Below are 17,122 nucleotides of genomic sequence, written 5' to 3'. Positions count from 1 at the left end.
GTATGCTGTAAACGGGCATGATAATTTACATTATCTTCTTTTTTTCTCCACGTTTGACCCGTACCTTGCCGCTAAAGTGAAGCAAGCCATACCCATAACGATACGCAGAAACACGAGGTCCTCTTTTAATGGCGAATTTTTTCATCGATCGCCCCATTTTTGCCTGGGTGTTAGCTATCCTGTTGTGCCTGACAGGAGCCCTGGCTATTTTTTCACTGCCCGTTGAGCAATATCCCGATCTGGCACCGCCAAACGTGCGGGTCACCGCCAACTATCCCGGCGCTTCGGCTCAGACTCTGGAAAACACCGTCACCCAGGTTATCGAGCAGAACATGACCGGTCTCGATAACCTGATGTACATGTCATCGCAGAGCAGCGGGACAGGTCAGGCGACGGTTACGTTGAGCTTCGTTGCCGGAACCGATCCTGACGAGGCCGTCCAGCAGGTGCAAAACCAGCTGCAATCGGCAATGCGTAAACTGCCGCAGGCGGTACAGGATCAGGGGGTCACGGTGCGTAAGACCGGGGACACCAATATTCTGACTATCGCCTTTGTCTCCACCGATGGCTCAATGGATAAGCAGGACATCGCCGACTATGTCGCCAGTAACATTCAGGATCCGCTTAGCCGTATTAACGGCGTGGGAGATATTGACGCTTACGGCTCACAGTACTCCATGCGGATCTGGCTTGACCCGGCCAAACTGAACAGTTTCCAGATGACTGCTAAAGATGTGACCGACGCTATCGAGTCACAGAATGCGCAGATTGCCGTCGGACAACTCGGCGGCACGCCTTCGGTGGACAAGCAGGCGCTGAACGCGACGATCAACGCCCAGTCGCTACTACAGACTCCGGATGAATTCCGCGCCATTACGCTACGCGTCAACCAGGATGGCTCAGAAGTTAAACTGGGCGATGTGGCGACGGTCGAAATGGGTGCTGAAAAGTATGATTACCTCAGCCGCTTTAATGGAAATCCGGCCTCCGGCCTGGGCGTGAAGCTGGCCTCCGGCGCCAATGAAATGGCGACGGCGGAGCTGGTTATCAACCGTCTGAACGAGCTGTCGCAATATTTTCCACACGGGCTGGAATATAAGGTGGCATATGAAACCACCTCCTTTGTCAAAGCCTCAATCATCGACGTGGTAAAAACCCTGCTGGAAGCGATCGCGCTGGTATTCCTCGTGATGTACCTGTTCCTGCAAAACTTCCGCGCCACGCTGATTCCCACCATCGCCGTTCCCGTCGTCCTGATGGGTACCTTCTCCGTGCTTTACGCCTTTGGCTATAGCGTTAATACCTTGACGATGTTTGCGATGGTGCTGGCGATCGGCCTGCTGGTCGATGACGCCATTGTGGTAGTGGAAAACGTCGAGCGTATTATGAGTGAGGAAGGACTCTCTCCGCGGGAAGCGACACGGAAATCGATGGGGCAAATCCAGGGTGCGCTGGTCGGTATCGCCATGGTGCTGTCAGCGGTGTTTATCCCGATGGCCTTCTTCGGCGGCACTACCGGGGCTATTTACCGTCAGTTCTCGATTACTATCGTCTCCGCTATGGTGCTGTCTGTTCTGGTGGCGATGATCCTGACCCCCGCTCTGTGCGCCACCCTGCTCAAACCGCTGCATAAGGGCGAGCATCACGGACAAACCGGTTTCTTCGGCTGGTTTAACCGGACGTTTAATCGCAACGCCGAGCGCTACGAAAAAGGCGTTGCCAGAATTCTGCACCGCAGTCTGCGCTGGATACTGATCTACGGCCTGCTGCTCGGCGGGATGGTTTTCCTGTTCCTGCGCCTGCCAACCTCCTTCCTGCCGCTGGAAGACCGCGGCATGTTTACCACCTCGGTACAGTTGCCCAGCGGCTCCACGCAGCAGCAAACATTGAAAGTGGTTGAGGAAGTGGAGAAGTATTACTTCACCCATGAGAAAGACAACATTATGTCAGTCTTTTCCACTGTCGGTTCTGGCCCTGGCGGGAACGGTCAAAACGTGGCGCGTATGTTTGTCCGCTTAAAAGACTGGGATGAGCGCGACACCACGACCGGAACCTCTTTCGCCATCATCGAACGTGCGACCAAAGCCTTTAATAAGATTAAAGAAGCCCGCGTCTTCGCCAGCAGCCCTCCGGCTATCAGCGGTCTCGGAAGCTCTGCCGGTTTCGATATGGAGCTGCAGGATCACGCCGGTGCGGGCCATGATGCGTTAATGGTTGCGCGCGACAAACTCATTGAATTGGCCGGGAAAGACACCTCCCTGACCCGCGTTCGTCATAACGGTCTGGACGACAGCCCGCAGTTGCAAATTGATATCGATCAGCGCAAAGCCCAGGCGCTGGGCGTTTCCATCGACGACATCAACGACACATTGCAAACGGCCTGGGGTTCCAGCTACGTCAATGACTTTATGGACCGGGGCCGCGTGAAGAAGGTTTACGTGCAGGCGGCAGCAAAATATCGCATGCTCCCGGACGACATCAACCTGTGGTACGTACGCAATAACAACGGTGGCATGGTGCCTTTCTCGGCCTTTGCGACTTCACGCTGGGAAACAGGTTCACCACGTCTGGAGCGCTATAACGGCTACTCCGCGGTCGAGATTGTCGGCGAAGCCGCGCCGGGCGTCAGTACCGGTACGGCAATGGACATAATGGAATCGTTGGTGCGCCAGTTGCCGACCGGGTTCGGCCTCGAATGGACGGCGATGTCCTATCAGGAACGGCTGTCGGGTTCTCAGGCCCCCGCCCTGTACGCCATTTCTTTGCTGGTGGTATTCCTGTGTCTGGCAGCCCTGTACGAAAGCTGGTCGGTTCCCTTCTCCGTCATGTTGGTCGTGCCGTTGGGTGTTATTGGCGCACTACTGGCGACCTGGATGCGCGGTCTGGAAAACGACGTGTATTTCCAGGTCGGGTTACTTACCGTTATCGGGCTATCGGCGAAGAACGCAATATTGATTGTTGAATTCGCCAATGAGATGAACGAGAAAGGACACGATCTGCTCGACGCTACGCTCCACGCCTGTCGCCAACGTTTACGCCCAATCCTGATGACCTCACTGGCGTTTATCTTCGGGGTGCTGCCGATGACCATCAGCAGTGGCGCTGGTTCTGGCGGTCAACATGCGGTGGGGACAGGCGTAATGGGTGGGATGATTTCAGCTACTATCCTGGCGATTTACTTCGTTCCCCTGTTCTTTGTGCTGGTGCGCAGACGCTTCCCATTGAAGCCACGCCCAGAATAATCGGACACAAAAAAGGCGACTTACGTTGAGTCGCCTTTTTTTATCCTTTACAGGATATGAATTTCTTCCAGAAAATTATTTACGAAGCATCACTTCGATAAAGTCTTTCCAGTTCCCCAGTTCACGTTCAATCATAACAACCTCTCTTATTATTATGGGCATTCTACGAAATCATCATCATTAAAAGAAGGCAATTTAACCGATGGCTGTGATTGAATCCTCCAGTGTTTGGGGTTTATGTGATCACTATGCGCCATACCCATAAATTTTATGTGACTTACTGCAATATTTTGAAATATTCATACATCATCTACTACTTTTGCAATTCTGATGGAAAAACAGGCTGATGCAAACAGGCAGATTCTGATTTTTAGTTATACGGTATTTTTGGAACTTTCAGGAATCATTATTCACTGTTGTTCAACAATGTTATATTTTTCTATAACGATTGAATGACAATATGTATTATTCATTGCCACAGAATAAAAGAATAAATATTCAAATTACGTCAATAAGGATTCAAATGATCACCCTCTACGGCATTAAGAATTGCGACACGATTAAAAAAGCCAGACGCTGGTTGGAGGCTCAAGGTATTGACTACCGATTTCATGATTATCGCGTCGACGGTCTGGACAACACGCTATTACAGTCCTTTATCAGCGAATTAGGTTGGGAGGCGCTGCTCAATACGCGTGGAACCACCTGGCGTAAACTCGATGAATCCACGCGCAGTCAAATCACCGATGCGGCTTCCGCCGCCGCGTTGATGATTGAAATGCCAGCAATTATCAAACGCCCATTGCTCTGCGCGCCGGGTAAGCCTATGCTGCTTGGTTTCAGTGAATCCAGTTATACTCTGTTTTTTAATGAGGTGTAGTCTATGTCGTGCCCGGTCATTGAGCTGACACAGCAGCTTATTCGCCGTCCTTCCCTGAGCCCGGATGATGCCGGGTGCCAGGCGTTAATGATTGAACGCCTGCGCGCGGTAGGTTTTACCGTTGAGCGAATGGACTTTGGTGACACACAGAATTTTTGGGCATGGCGCGGTAAAGGTGAGACCCTGGCATTTGCCGGTCACACTGACGTAGTGCCTGCCGGCGATGTCGATCGTTGGATTAACCCGCCGTTCGAGCCGACCATTCGCGATGGTATGTTGTTCGGGCGTGGCGCTGCCGATATGAAAGGTTCACTGGCGGCAATGGTCGTGGCTGCGGAGCGTTTTGTCGCCCAGCATCCAAACCATCAGGGTCGTCTGGCGTTTTTAATAACGTCTGACGAAGAAGCCAGCGCCAAAAACGGCACCGTGAAGGTGGTTGAAGCGCTGATGGCGCGTAATGAACGACTGGATTATTGCCTGGTGGGTGAGCCATCCAGCACGGAAATCGTTGGCGACGTGGTGAAAAATGGACGTCGTGGTTCACTGACCTGCAACCTGACCATTCACGGCGTGCAGGGCCACGTAGCCTATCCGCATCTGGCCGATAACCCGGTACACCGCGCGGCCCCCATGCTCAATGAACTGGTGGCGATCGAGTGGGACCAGGGTAATGAATTCTTCCCGGCAACCAGCATGCAGATTGCCAATATTCAGGCCGGAACCGGCAGCAACAACGTTATCCCTGGCGAACTGTTTATCCAGTTCAACTTCCGCTTCAGCACTGAACTGACCGATGAGATGATTAAAGCACGGGTTCACGCGCTGCTGGAGAAACATCAACTGCGTTATACCGTCGACTGGTGGCTTTCCGGTCAGCCGTTCCTGACCGAACGCGGTAAACTGGTGGATGCAGTGGTGAACGCCATTGAGCACTATAATGAGATTAAACCGCAGTTACTGACTACAGGCGGGACGTCCGACGGGCGTTTTATTGCCCGCATGGGGGCGCAGGTAGTAGAACTTGGGCCGGTCAACGCCACTATTCATAAAATTAATGAATGTGTTAATGCTGCCGACCTGCAGCTGCTTGCCCGTATGTATCAACGTATCATGGAGCAACTCGTCGCCTGATGAGTGTTCCTGTAAGAGGAAATGAGCATGGACTGGCTGGCAAAATATTGGTGGATTCTGGTGTTGGTGTTTCTGGTAGGCGTGCTGCTGAACGTGATTAAAGATCTCAAGCGCGTCGATCACAAGAAATTTCTTACCAACAAGCCAGAGCTTCCCCCGCATCGTGACTTTAACGATAAATGGGATGACGACGACGATTGGCCGAATAAGGACCAACCGAAGAAATAATTAATAGGCAGATAAGTCCCGTAGGCCCGGTAAGCGTTAGCGCCACCGGGCATTACGTGCCGGATGGCAACGCTTCGCGTTTTATCCGGCCTACGGTGATCAATCAGATCATGGCAATCACATCATCATCGTGAGGCTTACCGCCGCTCAGCGCTTCATCAAAGTAGTGCTTCGGTACGGTAAAACGCAGATGATCGAGCGCAAACTGCATGCTGCGTTCATCAATGGCGTGCCCCAGATTTTCGACGATATCCAGCGTCACGTCTCCACCAGCGCGCATTAACGCTTCCTGCGCGGCAACGGCATGAGATAACTCAATTACCCGGTCTTCACCACCGTGAATCAAATGCACCGTCGTCGCGGTGGTTGCAGCCTCTGGCAAGGTGGCATAGCGGCCATTGAAGGCGATGACCCGCGATGCCAGCCCCGGCTCAGCTTTGATGCTCTCAAGTGACATAATCGCCCCCTGAGAAAAGCCAATCAGCGCGGTTGCCTGCGGCGAAACGCCGCTGTGCTTCTGCCAGTAACGCACGGTTTCGATAAACACCGGCATTATGGCGTCAACGCGTGCCTGACGACTCTCTTCTGTTACGCCCTGCACCGAAAACCACTGACGTCCGGACGTCGTCCCGTAAGGCTCTGCCCCGCCAATGCTAACGATTAGCGCATCCGGAAACAGCGGCGCAAACCAGGTGCCAATTTCACCCATGGCAACCGGATTATCGCCGACGCCATGAAACAGCAGCAGTAGCTGTTGAGCGGGTTTATCGGGACTTTGAACAACAAAATGGTCATGTTTCATGGCGTTCTCCTTAGCTGATGAGAATCATTCTACGCCGCTTAACCGCAATGACCATGCCAGGAAATTGAAGAAGTTAGTGAAAAAATTGCCATTGCATAATGCGATTATGTAGCCGCTGTTCACGCTCTGCATCCAGCTGATTTAATGCCTGCGCCGCTTCGGCTCGCTGAATGACCAGCAACGCTTTACGACCAGAAATCTTGAGCTGTTGGCACAATTCGGCGTCGCTACGTTTAGCCTGGATGCGTCCGCGCAAGGCCGGAAGAGGTAACTCACTGTGCTCAAGCAGACGACTCAGACAGCCTAGCGACGTCAATAATGGCCGATGCGCGAAGGCAAACCCAGCCAGCTCAGCCCAGTCATCCTCATTAAGCGTAGTCTCTTTCAGCGGGACCAGCGGAATGCTCTCACCGTTCCATCGCGCAAGGATTTCCGCATCACGGCGCAAATGCTGGTGCTCCCGCTCGGCAAGGCGTTTCCCCGCTTCGCTAATGGGAAGTAACGCCATGGCGGTATAACAGCCGCTGCTGGCTTCCCGATGATTTCCCATTCGCACCAGCACAAAACCGCAGCGTTGCCAGAAACGCCATAGTTCAGCCGTATACCCAAAACTGACCGACAGATAGTCACACGATGTGGAATAGCGGTGGGCCAGCATAATCAGCTGTTGCCCAATACCTTCTTTTTGGCGCGCAGGATGAACCGCAATTCGACTGACCCGTCTCCCGACGAGCGTCGCCGCCAACGGGTCACCACCGTGCGCCGCCAGCGACTGTGCAACCAGATTGCCCCTTGGTCGGCGATATCCGGCCCAGACTGCCTGGCTTAATTCTGCGGATAGTCCCCCTTCATCGACCAGCCAGACGGCTCCCGCCACTGAGTCAGCGGTTGATGCCTGAAGAAAATGCTGTCCAGGCGCGTCCATCATTCGCCGCAGGTCCAATGGCGAGGTGCGATAATGCGCTCCGGAAAGCAGCTGATATACCGCTAACGGCAGCGCTGGGTTAGCATGCCAGGACTGTTGCTCAAATGCCGAAAAGTGAAGTTCCCCCAATGGGGCATGTGTGAATGTTTCATCATCAAACACCAGCGCATCGCTGACGATTTGCTCCAGCGGACACCCCTGCGCCCAGCGCACGGGTTGTTGCAACTCATAGCGTTGAAGATTGGGGAAGCGGGCACAGAATTTCAGCAAGAAGCCTCTCCCCGTTCCCTCGTAGCCTTGTACTGTAGTGGTTAACAGCGTACGAGGAAAACGCGCCACCAGTTGGTGCAGCAGCGGCGCGGGGATCGCGGCGGCTTCATCCACAATCAGCCAGTCTGCGATTGCAGAACTGCTTAACAGCGCATCCGGGGCCATAAAGCGGTAACGCTCCCCGGCAAATTGCGCCAGCACATCCGTTGCCGCTTTGGCAGGCGCTGTCACAATCGCAGTGCCGTTAATCCGCGCTATGAGTTGCCCTGCCAGAGCGGACTTGCCCCGACCCCGTGCGGCCGTCACCGCAACCACACCGGGAGGCATAGCCAGCAAATGATTTAATATCATCGCCTGTTCTGGCTGGGGTTCGCCGGTTGCCGCGTGCCAGGCTGCGCGAGCAGGAAAGTGCGGACAGGAAACCGGCTGATGCTGCTGCCAGTGCAGAGCCTGTCTATCGCGGGAAATCACCCGTTTGACGTGTTCAATAAAGTGCGGTGTAGGGATAGGTTCAGCACAATCGCTCCAGCGTAGTGAATCCGCGTCCGGATGCGTGTGCCAGGAATGCCAGGGTGGGGTCAGCAAAACCAGCCAACTGCCAGCAAGCAGTGTGCCGCTTAAGGCGGCAAACGCCGCAGCGTCAAAACCTTGCCCTGCGTCAAAAACCGCATGACAAAACTCACGCCCTAATAATGTTTTTAGCGCCTGCGGCGTACAGCACGGCTCGGTAGGGGCTTGCTCCCCTACCCACAGCCAGTCGCCGGGTAACGTGCTACGTAGCGCTAATGCCTGTTCCTGACACCAGTTATCCTCGCCGCTGATAATCAGCAGACGACGGATCCCTTCGTGGGTCATTTGTTCGGTTAACGCGCTCAGCGCCGTGTTATCGGACATCCCTGCCTCAGTATCTTAAATACCTTTACCAAAAGTATTACATTGCCCCGGATCGCCGCTGTCAAAACCGCGTTTGAACCAGGTAAAACGCTGTTCAGAGGTTCCGTGAGTAAAGCTGTCCGGCACGACGCGTCCTTGTCCCTGCTGTTGCAGACGATCGTCACCAATGGCCTGTGCGGCGTTCAGTGCCTCTTCCAGGTCACCAGACTCCAGTACGCCCTGCTGCTGCATGCTGTGGCCCCAGACACCGGCAAAGCAGTCTGCCTGCAGTTCCATCCGAACTGAAAGACGGTTCACTTCTGCCTGTGAGGCATTCTGCTGCATCTGACGAACTTTAGGTTCAATACCCAGCAGTTTCTGCACGTGGTGACCCACTTCATGGGCGATAACATAGCCCTGAGCAAAATCACCATCAGCGCCCAGCTTGTTTTTCATGTCGTCATAGAATGAAAGGTCGATGTAAACCGTACCATCTGCCGGGCAATAAAATGGCCCCATCACGGACTGACCCGCGCCGCAGCCGGTACGCGTCGCGCCCCGGTACATCACCAGCTTCGGCTGTTGGTAGGTGCGGCCCATTTTTTCAAACTGCTGTCCCCAGGTATCTTCTGTGGTAGCCAGAATCACCGAGGTAAATTTTGCCGCTTCATCATCGTTTGGGCTGATGGAGCGTGATGATTGCTGTTGGGAGACCGGCTGGCCAGTCATTAGCCCGGTGAGATCCACGCCATAATAACCCGCCACCAGCACCACAATCAGCAGAATGATGCCGCCTTTACCACTGGGCAGACGAAAACCGGGCCCACCCATAGAGGGGCCGCCGCCAGAGCTGTTTCGTCTGTCTTCCACGTTGTCACTTTCACGACGCCCTTGCCAGCGCATAATCACCTCAACTTTTTATTCATTATGATGATGATCGTAGGCGGTTCGGAACAGGATTACCATAAGAAATAGTAATCAAATCAGGTGGGGTTAATGAGCCGGAGAGCGATCGCCGGCTCAGGGGATGATTAGTCTAACTTCACACCCAGGCGATGCGCGACGGCTTCATAGGCTTCGATCAGGCCGCCCAGACTCTGGCGGAAGCGATCTTTGTCCATTTTATCCAGCGTTTCTTTGTCCCACAGGCGGCTACCGTCCGGTGAGAATTCATCACCCAGGACCACTTCACCTTTATACAAACCAAACTCAAGTTTGAAGTCGACCAGAATCAGACCAGCATCATCAAACATCTTTTTCAGCACGTCGTTAGCTTTGTAGGTCAGCTCTTTCATACGTGCCAGATTCTCTTTGCTCACCCAACCAAAAGTTTCGCAATAGGAATCGTTAATCATTGGATCGTGCATAGCATCGTTTTTCAGGAACAGATCAAACAGCGGCGGATTCAGTTCAATACCTTCCTCAACGCCTAAACGCTTAACCAGAGAGCCTGCCGCGCGGTTACGTACCACACATTCAACCGGTACCATCTCCAGTTTTTTCACCAGACATTCGGTATCAGAAAGCAGTCGCTCCATCTGGGTAGGAATACCCGCTTCTTGCAGTTTAGTCATAATGAAATGGTTGAATTTGTTGTTCACCATGCCTTTACGGTCAAACTGTTCAATGCGCGCGCCATCCCCTGCTGACGTATCATTGCGGAATTCGAGCACCAACAGGTCCGGGTTTTCCGTGCTGTATACGGTCTTCGCTTTACCACGATACAACTCAGCTTGCTTTTGCATCTTTATTACTCCTGGGTGTGAATTAACGATAAATATTGCGTTTTTCTGCCGACGCACACGTTTGCGTATCATATCAGAAAAAAAGGGCTGGAGTTATCCAGCCCTTTATTTTTACTTACTGAACGCTGCCTGGAAGACGGCGACCAGCGCGTCGTTCTGGCTTTGCGTCAGGGTATGCCCCTTCGGATCGATAAACTGCAAGCTGCTGCGGTTGTCTAAATCACCGACCTGCAGTTTATAGTCGCCGGATACCAGACCCGGATCGCTTGCGCCCAACTCCTGCCAGTTGCTATCGGACAGTGGTTTGTAGGTCACCGCGATGCTGCCCTGAGAACGGGTGCTGTCGGTTACCTTCATCCCCACTTTCTCAAGCGCTGCCGGCAGACGCTGCCACACCACGTTGAACGGCCCGCGTACCACCAGCATTGGTAAACCGGTGTCATCGGCGGCGCTCTGAACATCCATGGTGGCTGCAGAGCGGTTCTGCGCGGCATTCGCGGCGTCGGTGGCGTTCTTATCCAGACCAGCAGAGATAACGTTCATCATCTCAGCGCTGTAGCGCTGCATTGATGCCGCATCGGCTACGGGTTTACCCGCCTGCTCGAGGTTAACCAGTTTCACCGTTACCGCTTGCTGATAGCCCTGCGGTTTAACCGAGATTTGATAACGTCCACGGTACTGCTCGTCTTCATCCAGACGGTTCCAGTCAACCCAGTCGGTGGTCAACGTCTGGCTGGCATCATCACGTTTGGTGATCGTGTAGTTTTTAGACTGAATGACGCTAACGACCTGCGGCCACAGTGTGTTGCCACGACCGTTTTCCACCAGTAATGTCGACGTATCACCCGCGATCTGTGTGCGAGCACCGGTGACTAATGCTAACGGCTGAGCCGGTGGACGAATATCCAGCGCTTTACCCACGGCACCACTGCCGTTGGTTACCGGGATATTATAGTCGCCCGACATAACCGGCAAAATCATCCCAGCTGGAGCATGAAGCTCAGCAAGCGGTGCGGCCTCCAGATAGGATTCATCACCGCTCACCTGGCGCTTATAGCGCGAGTCAGAGCTACAGGCCGCGAGCAACATAACAAGCGAAACACCCGCAACCTTGGCCAGGCGCGACTTTTGTACTGAGTAAGCCATCAAATCTCCCTAAACTTTACAGCAAACCGGCATGCTTAAGCGCCGCTTTGACGATTTCACGAGCATTGTCCGTGATTGGCGTCATCGGCAGACGTAGCGTATCGGTCGCCACAAGTCCCAACTCCTTACACGCCCATTTCACGGGAATAGGGTTGGGTTCGACAAATAGTTTGTTGTGTAACGGCATCAGACGTTGGTTAATCACCCGCGCCTCGGCAAATTGCCCGGCTGCCGCCAGTTTGCACATTTCAGCCATATCACGTGCCGCAACGTTAGACGTTACGGAAATCACGCCATGACCACCGAGCTGCATAAAATCCAGTCCGGTCGCGTCATCACCGCTGAGCAGAATAAAGTCGTCCGAAACCAGCTCTTTGATCTGGTGAACGCGACTTAAGTTCCCCGTGGCCTCTTTAATAGCGATAATATTTTTAACTTTCGCCAGACGACCAACGGTTTCCGGCAGCATATCGCAGCCAGTACGGGACGGCACATTATACAGAATTTGCGGCAGGTCAGTATGCTCAGCAATGGCTTTGAAATGCTGGAACAAACCTTCCTGGGTTGGGCGGTTGTAGTAAGGCGTCACCGTCAGGCAGCCGACAACACCGCTGTCGTTGAAACGCTGCGTCAGACTAATGGCTTCCGCGGTCGCATTGGCGCCGGTTCCGGCAATCACCGGAATACGCCCGTCAGCCAGTTCCAGCGTCATCATCACCACATCGCCATGTTCATCATGACTCAGGGTGGCGGACTCGCCGGTGGTGCCAACAGAAACGATCGCCGAGGTGCCGCTGGCGACATGATAATCAATCAGTTTTTTCAGGCTCGACCGGCAGACTTTACCTTTCTCATCCATCGGCGTAACAAGCGCGACAATACTTCCCGTGAACATGGGCCATCCTCTGTGCAAACAAGTGTCTCAATGGTACGTTTGGTACGACAATAAAAGCAAGCGACCAGAGCCGTTCTGATTGTTGTATGCATGTTTTTTTTATGCTTTCCTTATGATTACCTCACCGCTCAAAGGAAGAACAGGTTTGACATCGTCATCGCAACACTATCTGGTCATTACTGCGCTGGGTGCCGATCGCCCAGGAATTGTGAACACCATCACGCGTCATGTCAGCAGTTGCGGCTGTAATATCGAAGACAGCCGACTGGCCATGCTGGGTGATGAGTTCACGTTTATCATGTTGCTGTCGGGAACCTGGAATGCCATCACCCTGATTGAATCAACCCTGCCATTAAAAGGCGCAGAGCTGGATTTACTCATTGTGATGAAGCGCACGACCGCGCGCCCCCGTCCGGCAATGCCTGCTACGGTATGGGTGCAGGTCGATGTCCCTGATTCTCCCCATTTGATTGAACGCTTCACCGCTCTGTTTGACAGCCACCAAATGAATATTGCGGAACTGGTTTCACGCACGCAACCGGCTGAGAATGGAAAGGCGGCGCAGTTGTTTATTCAAATTACCGCACATAGTCCTGCGTCACATGATTCGGCAAATATTGAAGATGCGTTTAAAGCACTCTGTACAGAACTCAATGCGCAAGGCAGTATTAACGTCGTCAATTACTCACAGCATGATGAACAGGATGGAGTTAAGTAATGAACCCACTGAAAGCCGGTGATATCGCACCGAAATTTAGCTTGCCGGATCAAGACGGAGAACAAGTAAATTTAACCGACTTCCAGGGACAGCGTGTTCTGGTTTATTTTTACCCGAAAGCCATGACACCCGGCTGTACCGTACAGGCCTGCGGCCTGCGCGATAACATGGATGAGTTAAAAAAAGCGGGTGTTGAAGTGCTGGGGATCAGCACTGACAAACCAGAGAAGCTTTCCCGATTCGCGGAGAAAGAAGTCCTGAATTTCACGCTCCTGTCCGATGAAGATCATCAGGTTTGCGAGCAGTTCGGCGTCTGGGGTGAGAAGTCATTTATGGGCAAAACCTACGATGGCATCCACCGCATCAGCTTCCTGATTGATGCCGAAGGGAAAATTGAGCATGTGTTTGATGACTTCAAAACCAGCAACCACCACGACGTGGTAATGAACTGGCTGAAAGAGAACGCCTGACCGTGAAATGCCGGATGGCGGTGTGAACGCCTTATCCGGCCTACAAATGCACGCACGTATGCCGGATAAGACGTTAGCGTCGCCATCCGGCAGATGACCGCCCGGTTACTCAAACGTCCCTTTCACGCACGCTTTCTGCTCTTTCACCACGGCTTTTCCCTTCGCCCACAGGTGATGAACTTCCAGCGCGTCGTTGAGCACCAGAATGTCCGCATCGCATCCCACCGCCAAACGCCCTTTATGCTCCAGTGCCAAAAATTCTGCGACCGTACGCGTCAGCGGACACAGCGCCTGTTCCAGCGGTATGGCATGAATCTTCACCAACTGGCGCACCGTCTCGGCCAGTGATTCAAACCCCGCGACACCGATGCCGGTGAGATTACCTAACTCATCAAATTCCGGCTGGCTGCCGTTGCCATCCGAGCTAAGGGTAATGCGCGACAGCGGCACGTTCTGGCGTAGCGCCGTGGCGATAGCCGTGGCCGGGTCGACGGGCTCATCAATGCTGCTGGTAATGTCGATATAACCGCCTTTACGGGCATACTCCAGCGCCGCCTGGAACAACGGTTCCGCACGGTTAACGTGTGTCGGCAACAGTTTAGTAATCGGCACATCGCAACATTCAAGGATCTGGTACAACGGTTCCAGCATGCGCGGGCTGTCGCCCATATGGAAAACGCTGATCCCCGGTTTGCGCCCTAACAATCCGCCGACACGCGACTGCGCCGCCATATTTGCCAGCGCCGAGGTATCCGGGGCTGAAGAACGATGGTCCGAAACCGCACATTTCACACCAATAACTTTATCAATCAGCGCCACATCGCGATCGATACTGCCGGTGATCGTCGGGGAAGGCAGAGAATACGCCCCGGTCAGCATCCATGCGCTGATGCCTTCAAACTCCAGCGCGCGGGTTTTTGCCAGCAGCGATTCCGGGTGACGGGTAATGCCATCGGTCCCCAGCAAACCCACCACCGAAGTTACACCAGCTTCAACCAGCCGTGACAAGCGCACTTCCGGCGTGCGGGTATGCGGCCCCGCTTCCCCGCCGCCGCCAATCAGATGGACGTGTTGATCGATAAATCCTGGGCACACAATCGCGCCGTCAAGGTTGATACACTCACAACCGGGAAAGTCTTCAGGAGAAATTGACGGGGCGATGGCAACAATTTTGCTGCCGGAGACCAGTATATCCTGTCGCCCTAAATCTTCCGGCGCGTACACGTGTCCCTGCTGGAACAACGTCAAATCAAGAATTGAACAGTTCATAACCTTCCTTGTCAGGCAATAACCTGCATAACCCAAATAGAGAGCAGCGCATTAATGACGCATACCGCAATAATTAGCGGGTAATAACGAGGATGAACCCCCGCGGTCCCCAGACAACGGCCCACATTTTGCACCGGATTTCCCATCAGGTAGATAGCCGGTAACAACACCGTGGCATCATGTCCCGAAAGCGTACCGGCGACAACCAGGCTGGCGCATACCCCAACGCCGCCTCCCATACTCATCACCGCTGCCAGTAGCACGGTGGCAGATTCCCCTGGCAGACCCCACAGCGCCATTACCGGCTCGCATACCCGCCCGACAACCTCGAGCAGCCCTGTCACCTTCAGCGCCTGAATAATCACAAACGCCATCACCACGTTAGGCAACAGGCTGGTTGTAGCAATGGTAAATCCGCGCCGTGCGCCATCGATAAACATATCCATGACGTTTTTACGTACCTGTGTTGTCATCTCAGGCCTCCTGCTGCATACGGCGATTCTCCAGCTGCGCAATCCACAAACGCAGCAGGTTCGCACCCACAAATTTGAAGACAAGGATCACCGCCAGCGGCGTAATCACCGGAACGGTTACCATCGTAAACAGCGCGGCACCAGAAGAAAAATAGTTGGTAATGCACGCGCTGCCGCTGGTTTGCCAACAAGCAAAAATCGCGCGTTCCTGCTCTGTGATAATGCCCTCTTCCGCCATTTCTTTGGTCATCCCGGCCGCGGCATCGGTATTTTGCAAATTCGCAATCAACGCCAGCGAACAAATACCCGGAATGCCCAGTAACGGACGCAGGACCGGCGTCATCAGCTGTTGTGCCGCGCGCAACCCACCCAACCCTTCGGTGACAGAAATAATCCCAAGCGAAAGAATGACGGAAGGTGCCAGCTCAAGCGCGAATAAGAAACCGTCTTTGGCCCCCATCCCTCCAGAGCCACGAAAAGAGACCGCCGTGCCGCCCGCAGCATTAATCTGCCCAAACGCACCGTTGAGGACGGTGAAGTCAAAGACCCGCCACCATTCGGTACTTTTCGCAAACATGCCGGAAAAAAGAATAATCGTAATAAAAAAAGCGAGATAACCGCCCCATCCCACCTTTTGCTGCGTGTGTGTGCTGTGACCCATTTTGTTCTCCTGTTGGCCTTAATCCTTGTGTGACTAAAAGACATCACGATGGTCAAGTTAAAGACAAACGCGGAGAAAAACGACACCAGAGGAGATTATTCAGAAAGAGTGGATAGAGGTCAGACAAGTTCAGATCCGGCGACATGATATCGCCGGATCTTGCAGATTAGGGTTCGTCAACGACCTGACCATCCGGCCAGGCATGCATTACCGCTTTGATTAACGTCGCCAGAGGAATCGCAAAGAATACGCCCCAGAATCCCCACAAACCGCCGAAAATCACCACGGAGAGAATAATGACCAGTGGATGCAGATTGACCGCCTCGGAGAACAGCACGGGAACCAGCAAATTGCCGTCCAGCGCCTGGATTATCAGGTACACGGCAAAACAGCTCCAGAACTCAGTGCCAAGGCCAAACTGGAACAGCGCCACGCCAACCACCGGAATCGTCACCACAAAAGCGCCGATATACGGGATCAGCACAGAGAACCCGACCAGCACCGCCAGCAGCAGCGAATAGTTGAGACCAAACAGCAGGAAGCCGAGCCAGGTCGCTACGCCGACCACCACCATTTCCAGCACCTTTCCGCGGATATAGTTGGTGATTTGCTGATTCATCTCTTTCCATACCTGCCCAGCCAGCCCGCGGTTACGCGGCAGCACCCGGCGCACGGCGTTCAGCATCTGTCCTTTATCTTTGATCAGGAAGAACACCATCAATGGGACAAGAACAAGATAGACCGCCAGGGTCAGCAATCCAACCAGTGAGGCTAACGAATATTTCACCACCGAATCGCCCATGGTGAGCATTCGCGAGCGCATATTTTCCGCCATCGCATCAATGATGCCTGCATCCATCAGCGCCGGGTAACGTCGTGGCAAGGTGGCGGCAAAATCAGACAATTTATTGAGCATGCCGGGCATGTCGCGGATCAGGTAAATTCCCTGCTGCCACGCAACGGGCATCACCACAAAGGCCATCAGCAGTAAAATACCGACAAACACCACCAGCACAATCGATGTCGCCCAACGCCGGGAACAACCAATATGTTCCAGCCGCACTGTCGGCCATTCAAGCAGGTACGCCAGCACAATGGCGACCAGCAGCGGCGCCAAAAGGCCGCTAAAGAAAAACAGGATGCCAAAACCGGCAACAAGAATAATCAGCAGGGCGATGGCTTCGGGGTCGCTAAAGCGGCGACGATACCATTGCATCAACATTTCGAGCATAAAACCCTTCCATGAACCCAATAGCGGGATTGCGATCCCGAATTGTATCGAAATGTCACAAAAAAGACTTCGCTTTTTATGGCTGATTACGCAAAGTGAAAAGACATTTTTCCTGGGTGTTCATCGTCAGGTTTCGCAGTTACACTCCGTAAGCTTGCGGAGT

The 17,122-nt window shown here is 53.6% G+C and carries 17 protein-coding genes; 6 read left to right on the top strand and 11 right to left on the bottom strand.

The features are described 5' to 3' along the window. The first annotated feature begins 128 nt into the window (after window positions 1-128). On the top strand, window positions 129-3,242 hold the full coding sequence (gene acrD, locus OGY72_RS07030) for a multidrug efflux RND transporter permease AcrD (protein WP_286547482.1): 3,114 nt from the start codon (window positions 129-131) through the stop codon (window positions 3,240-3,242). Between the two features lie 75 nt (window positions 3,243-3,317). Here acrD and ypfM read toward each other — a convergent pair whose 3' ends face one another. Then, window positions 3,318-3,377 (bottom strand): protein YpfM, encoded by a 60-nt coding sequence (ypfM, locus tag OGY72_RS07025; RefSeq protein WP_001386977.1) that lies wholly within the window; start codon window positions 3,375-3,377, stop codon window positions 3,318-3,320. A gap of 388 nt (window positions 3,378-3,765) precedes the next feature. Here ypfM and OGY72_RS07020 point away from each other — a divergent pair, with 388 nt between their 5' ends. The 3 genes from OGY72_RS07020 to OGY72_RS07010 are packed head-to-tail and all read left to right on the top strand — an operon-like array spanning window position 3,766 to window position 5,481. Continuing rightward, on the top strand, window positions 3,766-4,122 hold the full coding sequence (locus tag OGY72_RS07020) for an ArsC family reductase (RefSeq protein ID WP_003835078.1): 357 nt from the start codon (window positions 3,766-3,768) through the stop codon (window positions 4,120-4,122). 3 nt (window positions 4,123-4,125) lie between these two features. Further along, the gene (dapE, locus tag OGY72_RS07015; RefSeq protein ID WP_003037976.1) at window positions 4,126-5,253 is read left to right on the top strand and encodes a succinyl-diaminopimelate desuccinylase; all 1,128 of its coding nucleotides are present in this window, start codon (window positions 4,126-4,128) and stop codon (window positions 5,251-5,253) included. 27 nt (window positions 5,254-5,280) lie between these two features. Beyond that, window positions 5,281-5,481, top strand: a complete 201-nt coding sequence (locus tag OGY72_RS07010) for a YpfN family protein (RefSeq protein ID WP_286547506.1) — start codon at window positions 5,281-5,283, stop codon at window positions 5,479-5,481. 103 nt (window positions 5,482-5,584) lie between these two features. Here OGY72_RS07010 and ypfH read toward each other — a convergent pair whose 3' ends face one another. The 6 genes from ypfH to dapA all read right to left on the bottom strand — a co-directional run bounded on the left by ypfH (window position 5,585) and on the right by dapA (window position 12,137). Beyond that, a complete protein-coding gene (gene ypfH, locus OGY72_RS07005; protein ID WP_003835082.1) occupies window positions 5,585-6,283 on the bottom strand; it encodes an esterase in 699 nt (232 codons plus the stop codon). 73 nt (window positions 6,284-6,356) lie between these two features. Further along, window positions 6,357-8,372, bottom strand: a complete 2,016-nt coding sequence (locus OGY72_RS07000) for a tRNA(Met) cytidine acetyltransferase TmcA (protein WP_286547480.1) — start codon at window positions 8,370-8,372, stop codon at window positions 6,357-6,359. Window positions 8,373-8,387: 15 nt separating this feature from the next. Next, window positions 8,388-9,254 carry a KPN_02809 family neutral zinc metallopeptidase gene (ypfJ, locus tag OGY72_RS06995; RefSeq protein WP_003037967.1) on the bottom strand — a complete coding sequence of 289 codons (867 nt, stop codon included), beginning with the start codon at window positions 9,252-9,254 and terminating at the stop codon, window positions 8,388-8,390. Between the two features lie 128 nt (window positions 9,255-9,382). Next, entirely contained in the window at window positions 9,383-10,096 is a 714-nt protein-coding gene (gene purC / locus OGY72_RS06990) for a phosphoribosylaminoimidazolesuccinocarboxamide synthase (protein ID WP_003835086.1), read from the bottom strand. 111 nt (window positions 10,097-10,207) lie between these two features. Continuing rightward, entirely contained in the window at window positions 10,208-11,242 is a 1,035-nt protein-coding gene (gene bamC, locus OGY72_RS06985) for an outer membrane protein assembly factor BamC (RefSeq protein ID WP_003835088.1), read from the bottom strand. Between the two features lie 16 nt (window positions 11,243-11,258). Further along, window positions 11,259-12,137, bottom strand: coding sequence for a 4-hydroxy-tetrahydrodipicolinate synthase (gene dapA / locus OGY72_RS06980; protein WP_003037957.1), 879 nt, complete (start codon window positions 12,135-12,137; stop codon window positions 11,259-11,261). A gap of 145 nt (window positions 12,138-12,282) precedes the next feature. Here dapA and OGY72_RS06975 point away from each other — a divergent pair, with 145 nt between their 5' ends. Both OGY72_RS06975 and bcp read left to right on the top strand, forming a co-directional pair. Continuing rightward, window positions 12,283-12,855: a glycine cleavage system transcriptional repressor gene (locus OGY72_RS06975; protein WP_003037954.1), complete on the top strand. Its 573-nt coding sequence runs from the start codon at window positions 12,283-12,285 to the stop codon at window positions 12,853-12,855. After that, window positions 12,855-13,325, top strand: a complete 471-nt coding sequence (gene bcp, locus OGY72_RS06970; protein WP_003835095.1) for a thioredoxin-dependent thiol peroxidase — start codon at window positions 12,855-12,857, stop codon at window positions 13,323-13,325. The genes OGY72_RS06975 and bcp overlap by 1 nt, the downstream gene beginning before the upstream one ends. 105 nt (window positions 13,326-13,430) lie before the next feature. On the opposite strand, the gene iadA is transcribed toward bcp, so the two are convergent. The 4 genes from iadA to OGY72_RS06950 all read right to left on the bottom strand — a co-directional run bounded on the left by iadA (window position 13,431) and on the right by OGY72_RS06950 (window position 16,959). Beyond that, on the bottom strand, window positions 13,431-14,594 hold the full coding sequence (iadA, locus tag OGY72_RS06965) for a beta-aspartyl-peptidase (RefSeq protein WP_063941699.1): 1,164 nt from the start codon (window positions 14,592-14,594) through the stop codon (window positions 13,431-13,433). Window positions 14,595-14,605: 11 nt separating this feature from the next. Continuing rightward, window positions 14,606-15,067: a YjiG family protein gene (locus tag OGY72_RS06960; RefSeq protein WP_003835099.1), complete on the bottom strand. Its 462-nt coding sequence runs from the start codon at window positions 15,065-15,067 to the stop codon at window positions 14,606-14,608. A gap of 1 nt (window position 15,068) precedes the next feature. Then, window positions 15,069-15,728, bottom strand: coding sequence for a nucleoside recognition domain-containing protein (locus tag OGY72_RS06955; RefSeq protein ID WP_286547479.1), 660 nt, complete (start codon window positions 15,726-15,728; stop codon window positions 15,069-15,071). 166 nt (window positions 15,729-15,894) lie between these two features. Beyond that, window positions 15,895-16,959, bottom strand: a complete 1,065-nt coding sequence (locus OGY72_RS06950; protein ID WP_003037941.1) for an AI-2E family transporter — start codon at window positions 16,957-16,959, stop codon at window positions 15,895-15,897. Between the last annotated feature and the right edge of the window lie 163 nt (window positions 16,960-17,122).

The sequence above is a fragment of the Citrobacter sp. Cpo221 genome (assembly GCF_030332345.1).
Classification (GTDB): Bacteria; Pseudomonadota; Gammaproteobacteria; order Enterobacterales; family Enterobacteriaceae; genus Citrobacter; species Citrobacter portucalensis.
Note: the sequence above shows the minus strand (reverse complement) of the source record. Positions and strands in the feature narration are given on the sequence as shown.

What these genes read in the sequence shown, in the direction of transcription:
- dapE (WP_003037976.1), top strand. Translation starts at nt 4,126, where the DNA reads ATGTCGTGCCCGGTCATTGAGCTGACACAGCAGCTTATTCGCCGTCCT.
- OGY72_RS07010 (WP_286547506.1), top strand. Translation starts at nt 5,281, where the DNA reads ATGGACTGGCTGGCAAAATATTGGTGGATTCTGGTGTTGGTGTTTCTG.
- OGY72_RS07020 (WP_003835078.1), top strand. Translation starts at nt 3,766, where the DNA reads ATGATCACCCTCTACGGCATTAAGAATTGCGACACGATTAAAAAAGCC.
- OGY72_RS06960 (WP_003835099.1), bottom strand. Translation starts at nt 15,067, where the DNA reads ATGACAACACAGGTACGTAAAAACGTCATGGATATGTTTATCGATGGC.
- bcp (WP_003835095.1), top strand. Translation starts at nt 12,855, where the DNA reads ATGAACCCACTGAAAGCCGGTGATATCGCACCGAAATTTAGCTTGCCG.
- purC (WP_003835086.1), bottom strand. Translation starts at nt 10,096, where the DNA reads ATGCAAAAGCAAGCTGAGTTGTATCGTGGTAAAGCGAAGACCGTATAC.
- acrD (WP_286547482.1), top strand. Translation starts at nt 129, where the DNA reads ATGGCGAATTTTTTCATCGATCGCCCCATTTTTGCCTGGGTGTTAGCT.
- iadA (WP_063941699.1), bottom strand. Translation starts at nt 14,594, where the DNA reads ATGAACTGTTCAATTCTTGATTTGACGTTGTTCCAGCAGGGACACGTG.
- ypfH (WP_003835082.1), bottom strand. Translation starts at nt 6,283, where the DNA reads ATGAAACATGACCATTTTGTTGTTCAAAGTCCCGATAAACCCGCTCAA.
- dapA (WP_003037957.1), bottom strand. Translation starts at nt 12,137, where the DNA reads ATGTTCACGGGAAGTATTGTCGCGCTTGTTACGCCGATGGATGAGAAA.
- ypfJ (WP_003037967.1), bottom strand. Translation starts at nt 9,254, where the DNA reads ATGCGCTGGCAAGGGCGTCGTGAAAGTGACAACGTGGAAGACAGACGA.
- bamC (WP_003835088.1), bottom strand. Translation starts at nt 11,242, where the DNA reads ATGGCTTACTCAGTACAAAAGTCGCGCCTGGCCAAGGTTGCGGGTGTT.
- OGY72_RS06955 (WP_286547479.1), bottom strand. Translation starts at nt 15,728, where the DNA reads ATGGGTCACAGCACACACACGCAGCAAAAGGTGGGATGGGGCGGTTAT.
- OGY72_RS06950 (WP_003037941.1), bottom strand. Translation starts at nt 16,959, where the DNA reads ATGCTCGAAATGTTGATGCAATGGTATCGTCGCCGCTTTAGCGACCCC.
- OGY72_RS07000 (WP_286547480.1), bottom strand. Translation starts at nt 8,372, where the DNA reads ATGTCCGATAACACGGCGCTGAGCGCGTTAACCGAACAAATGACCCAC.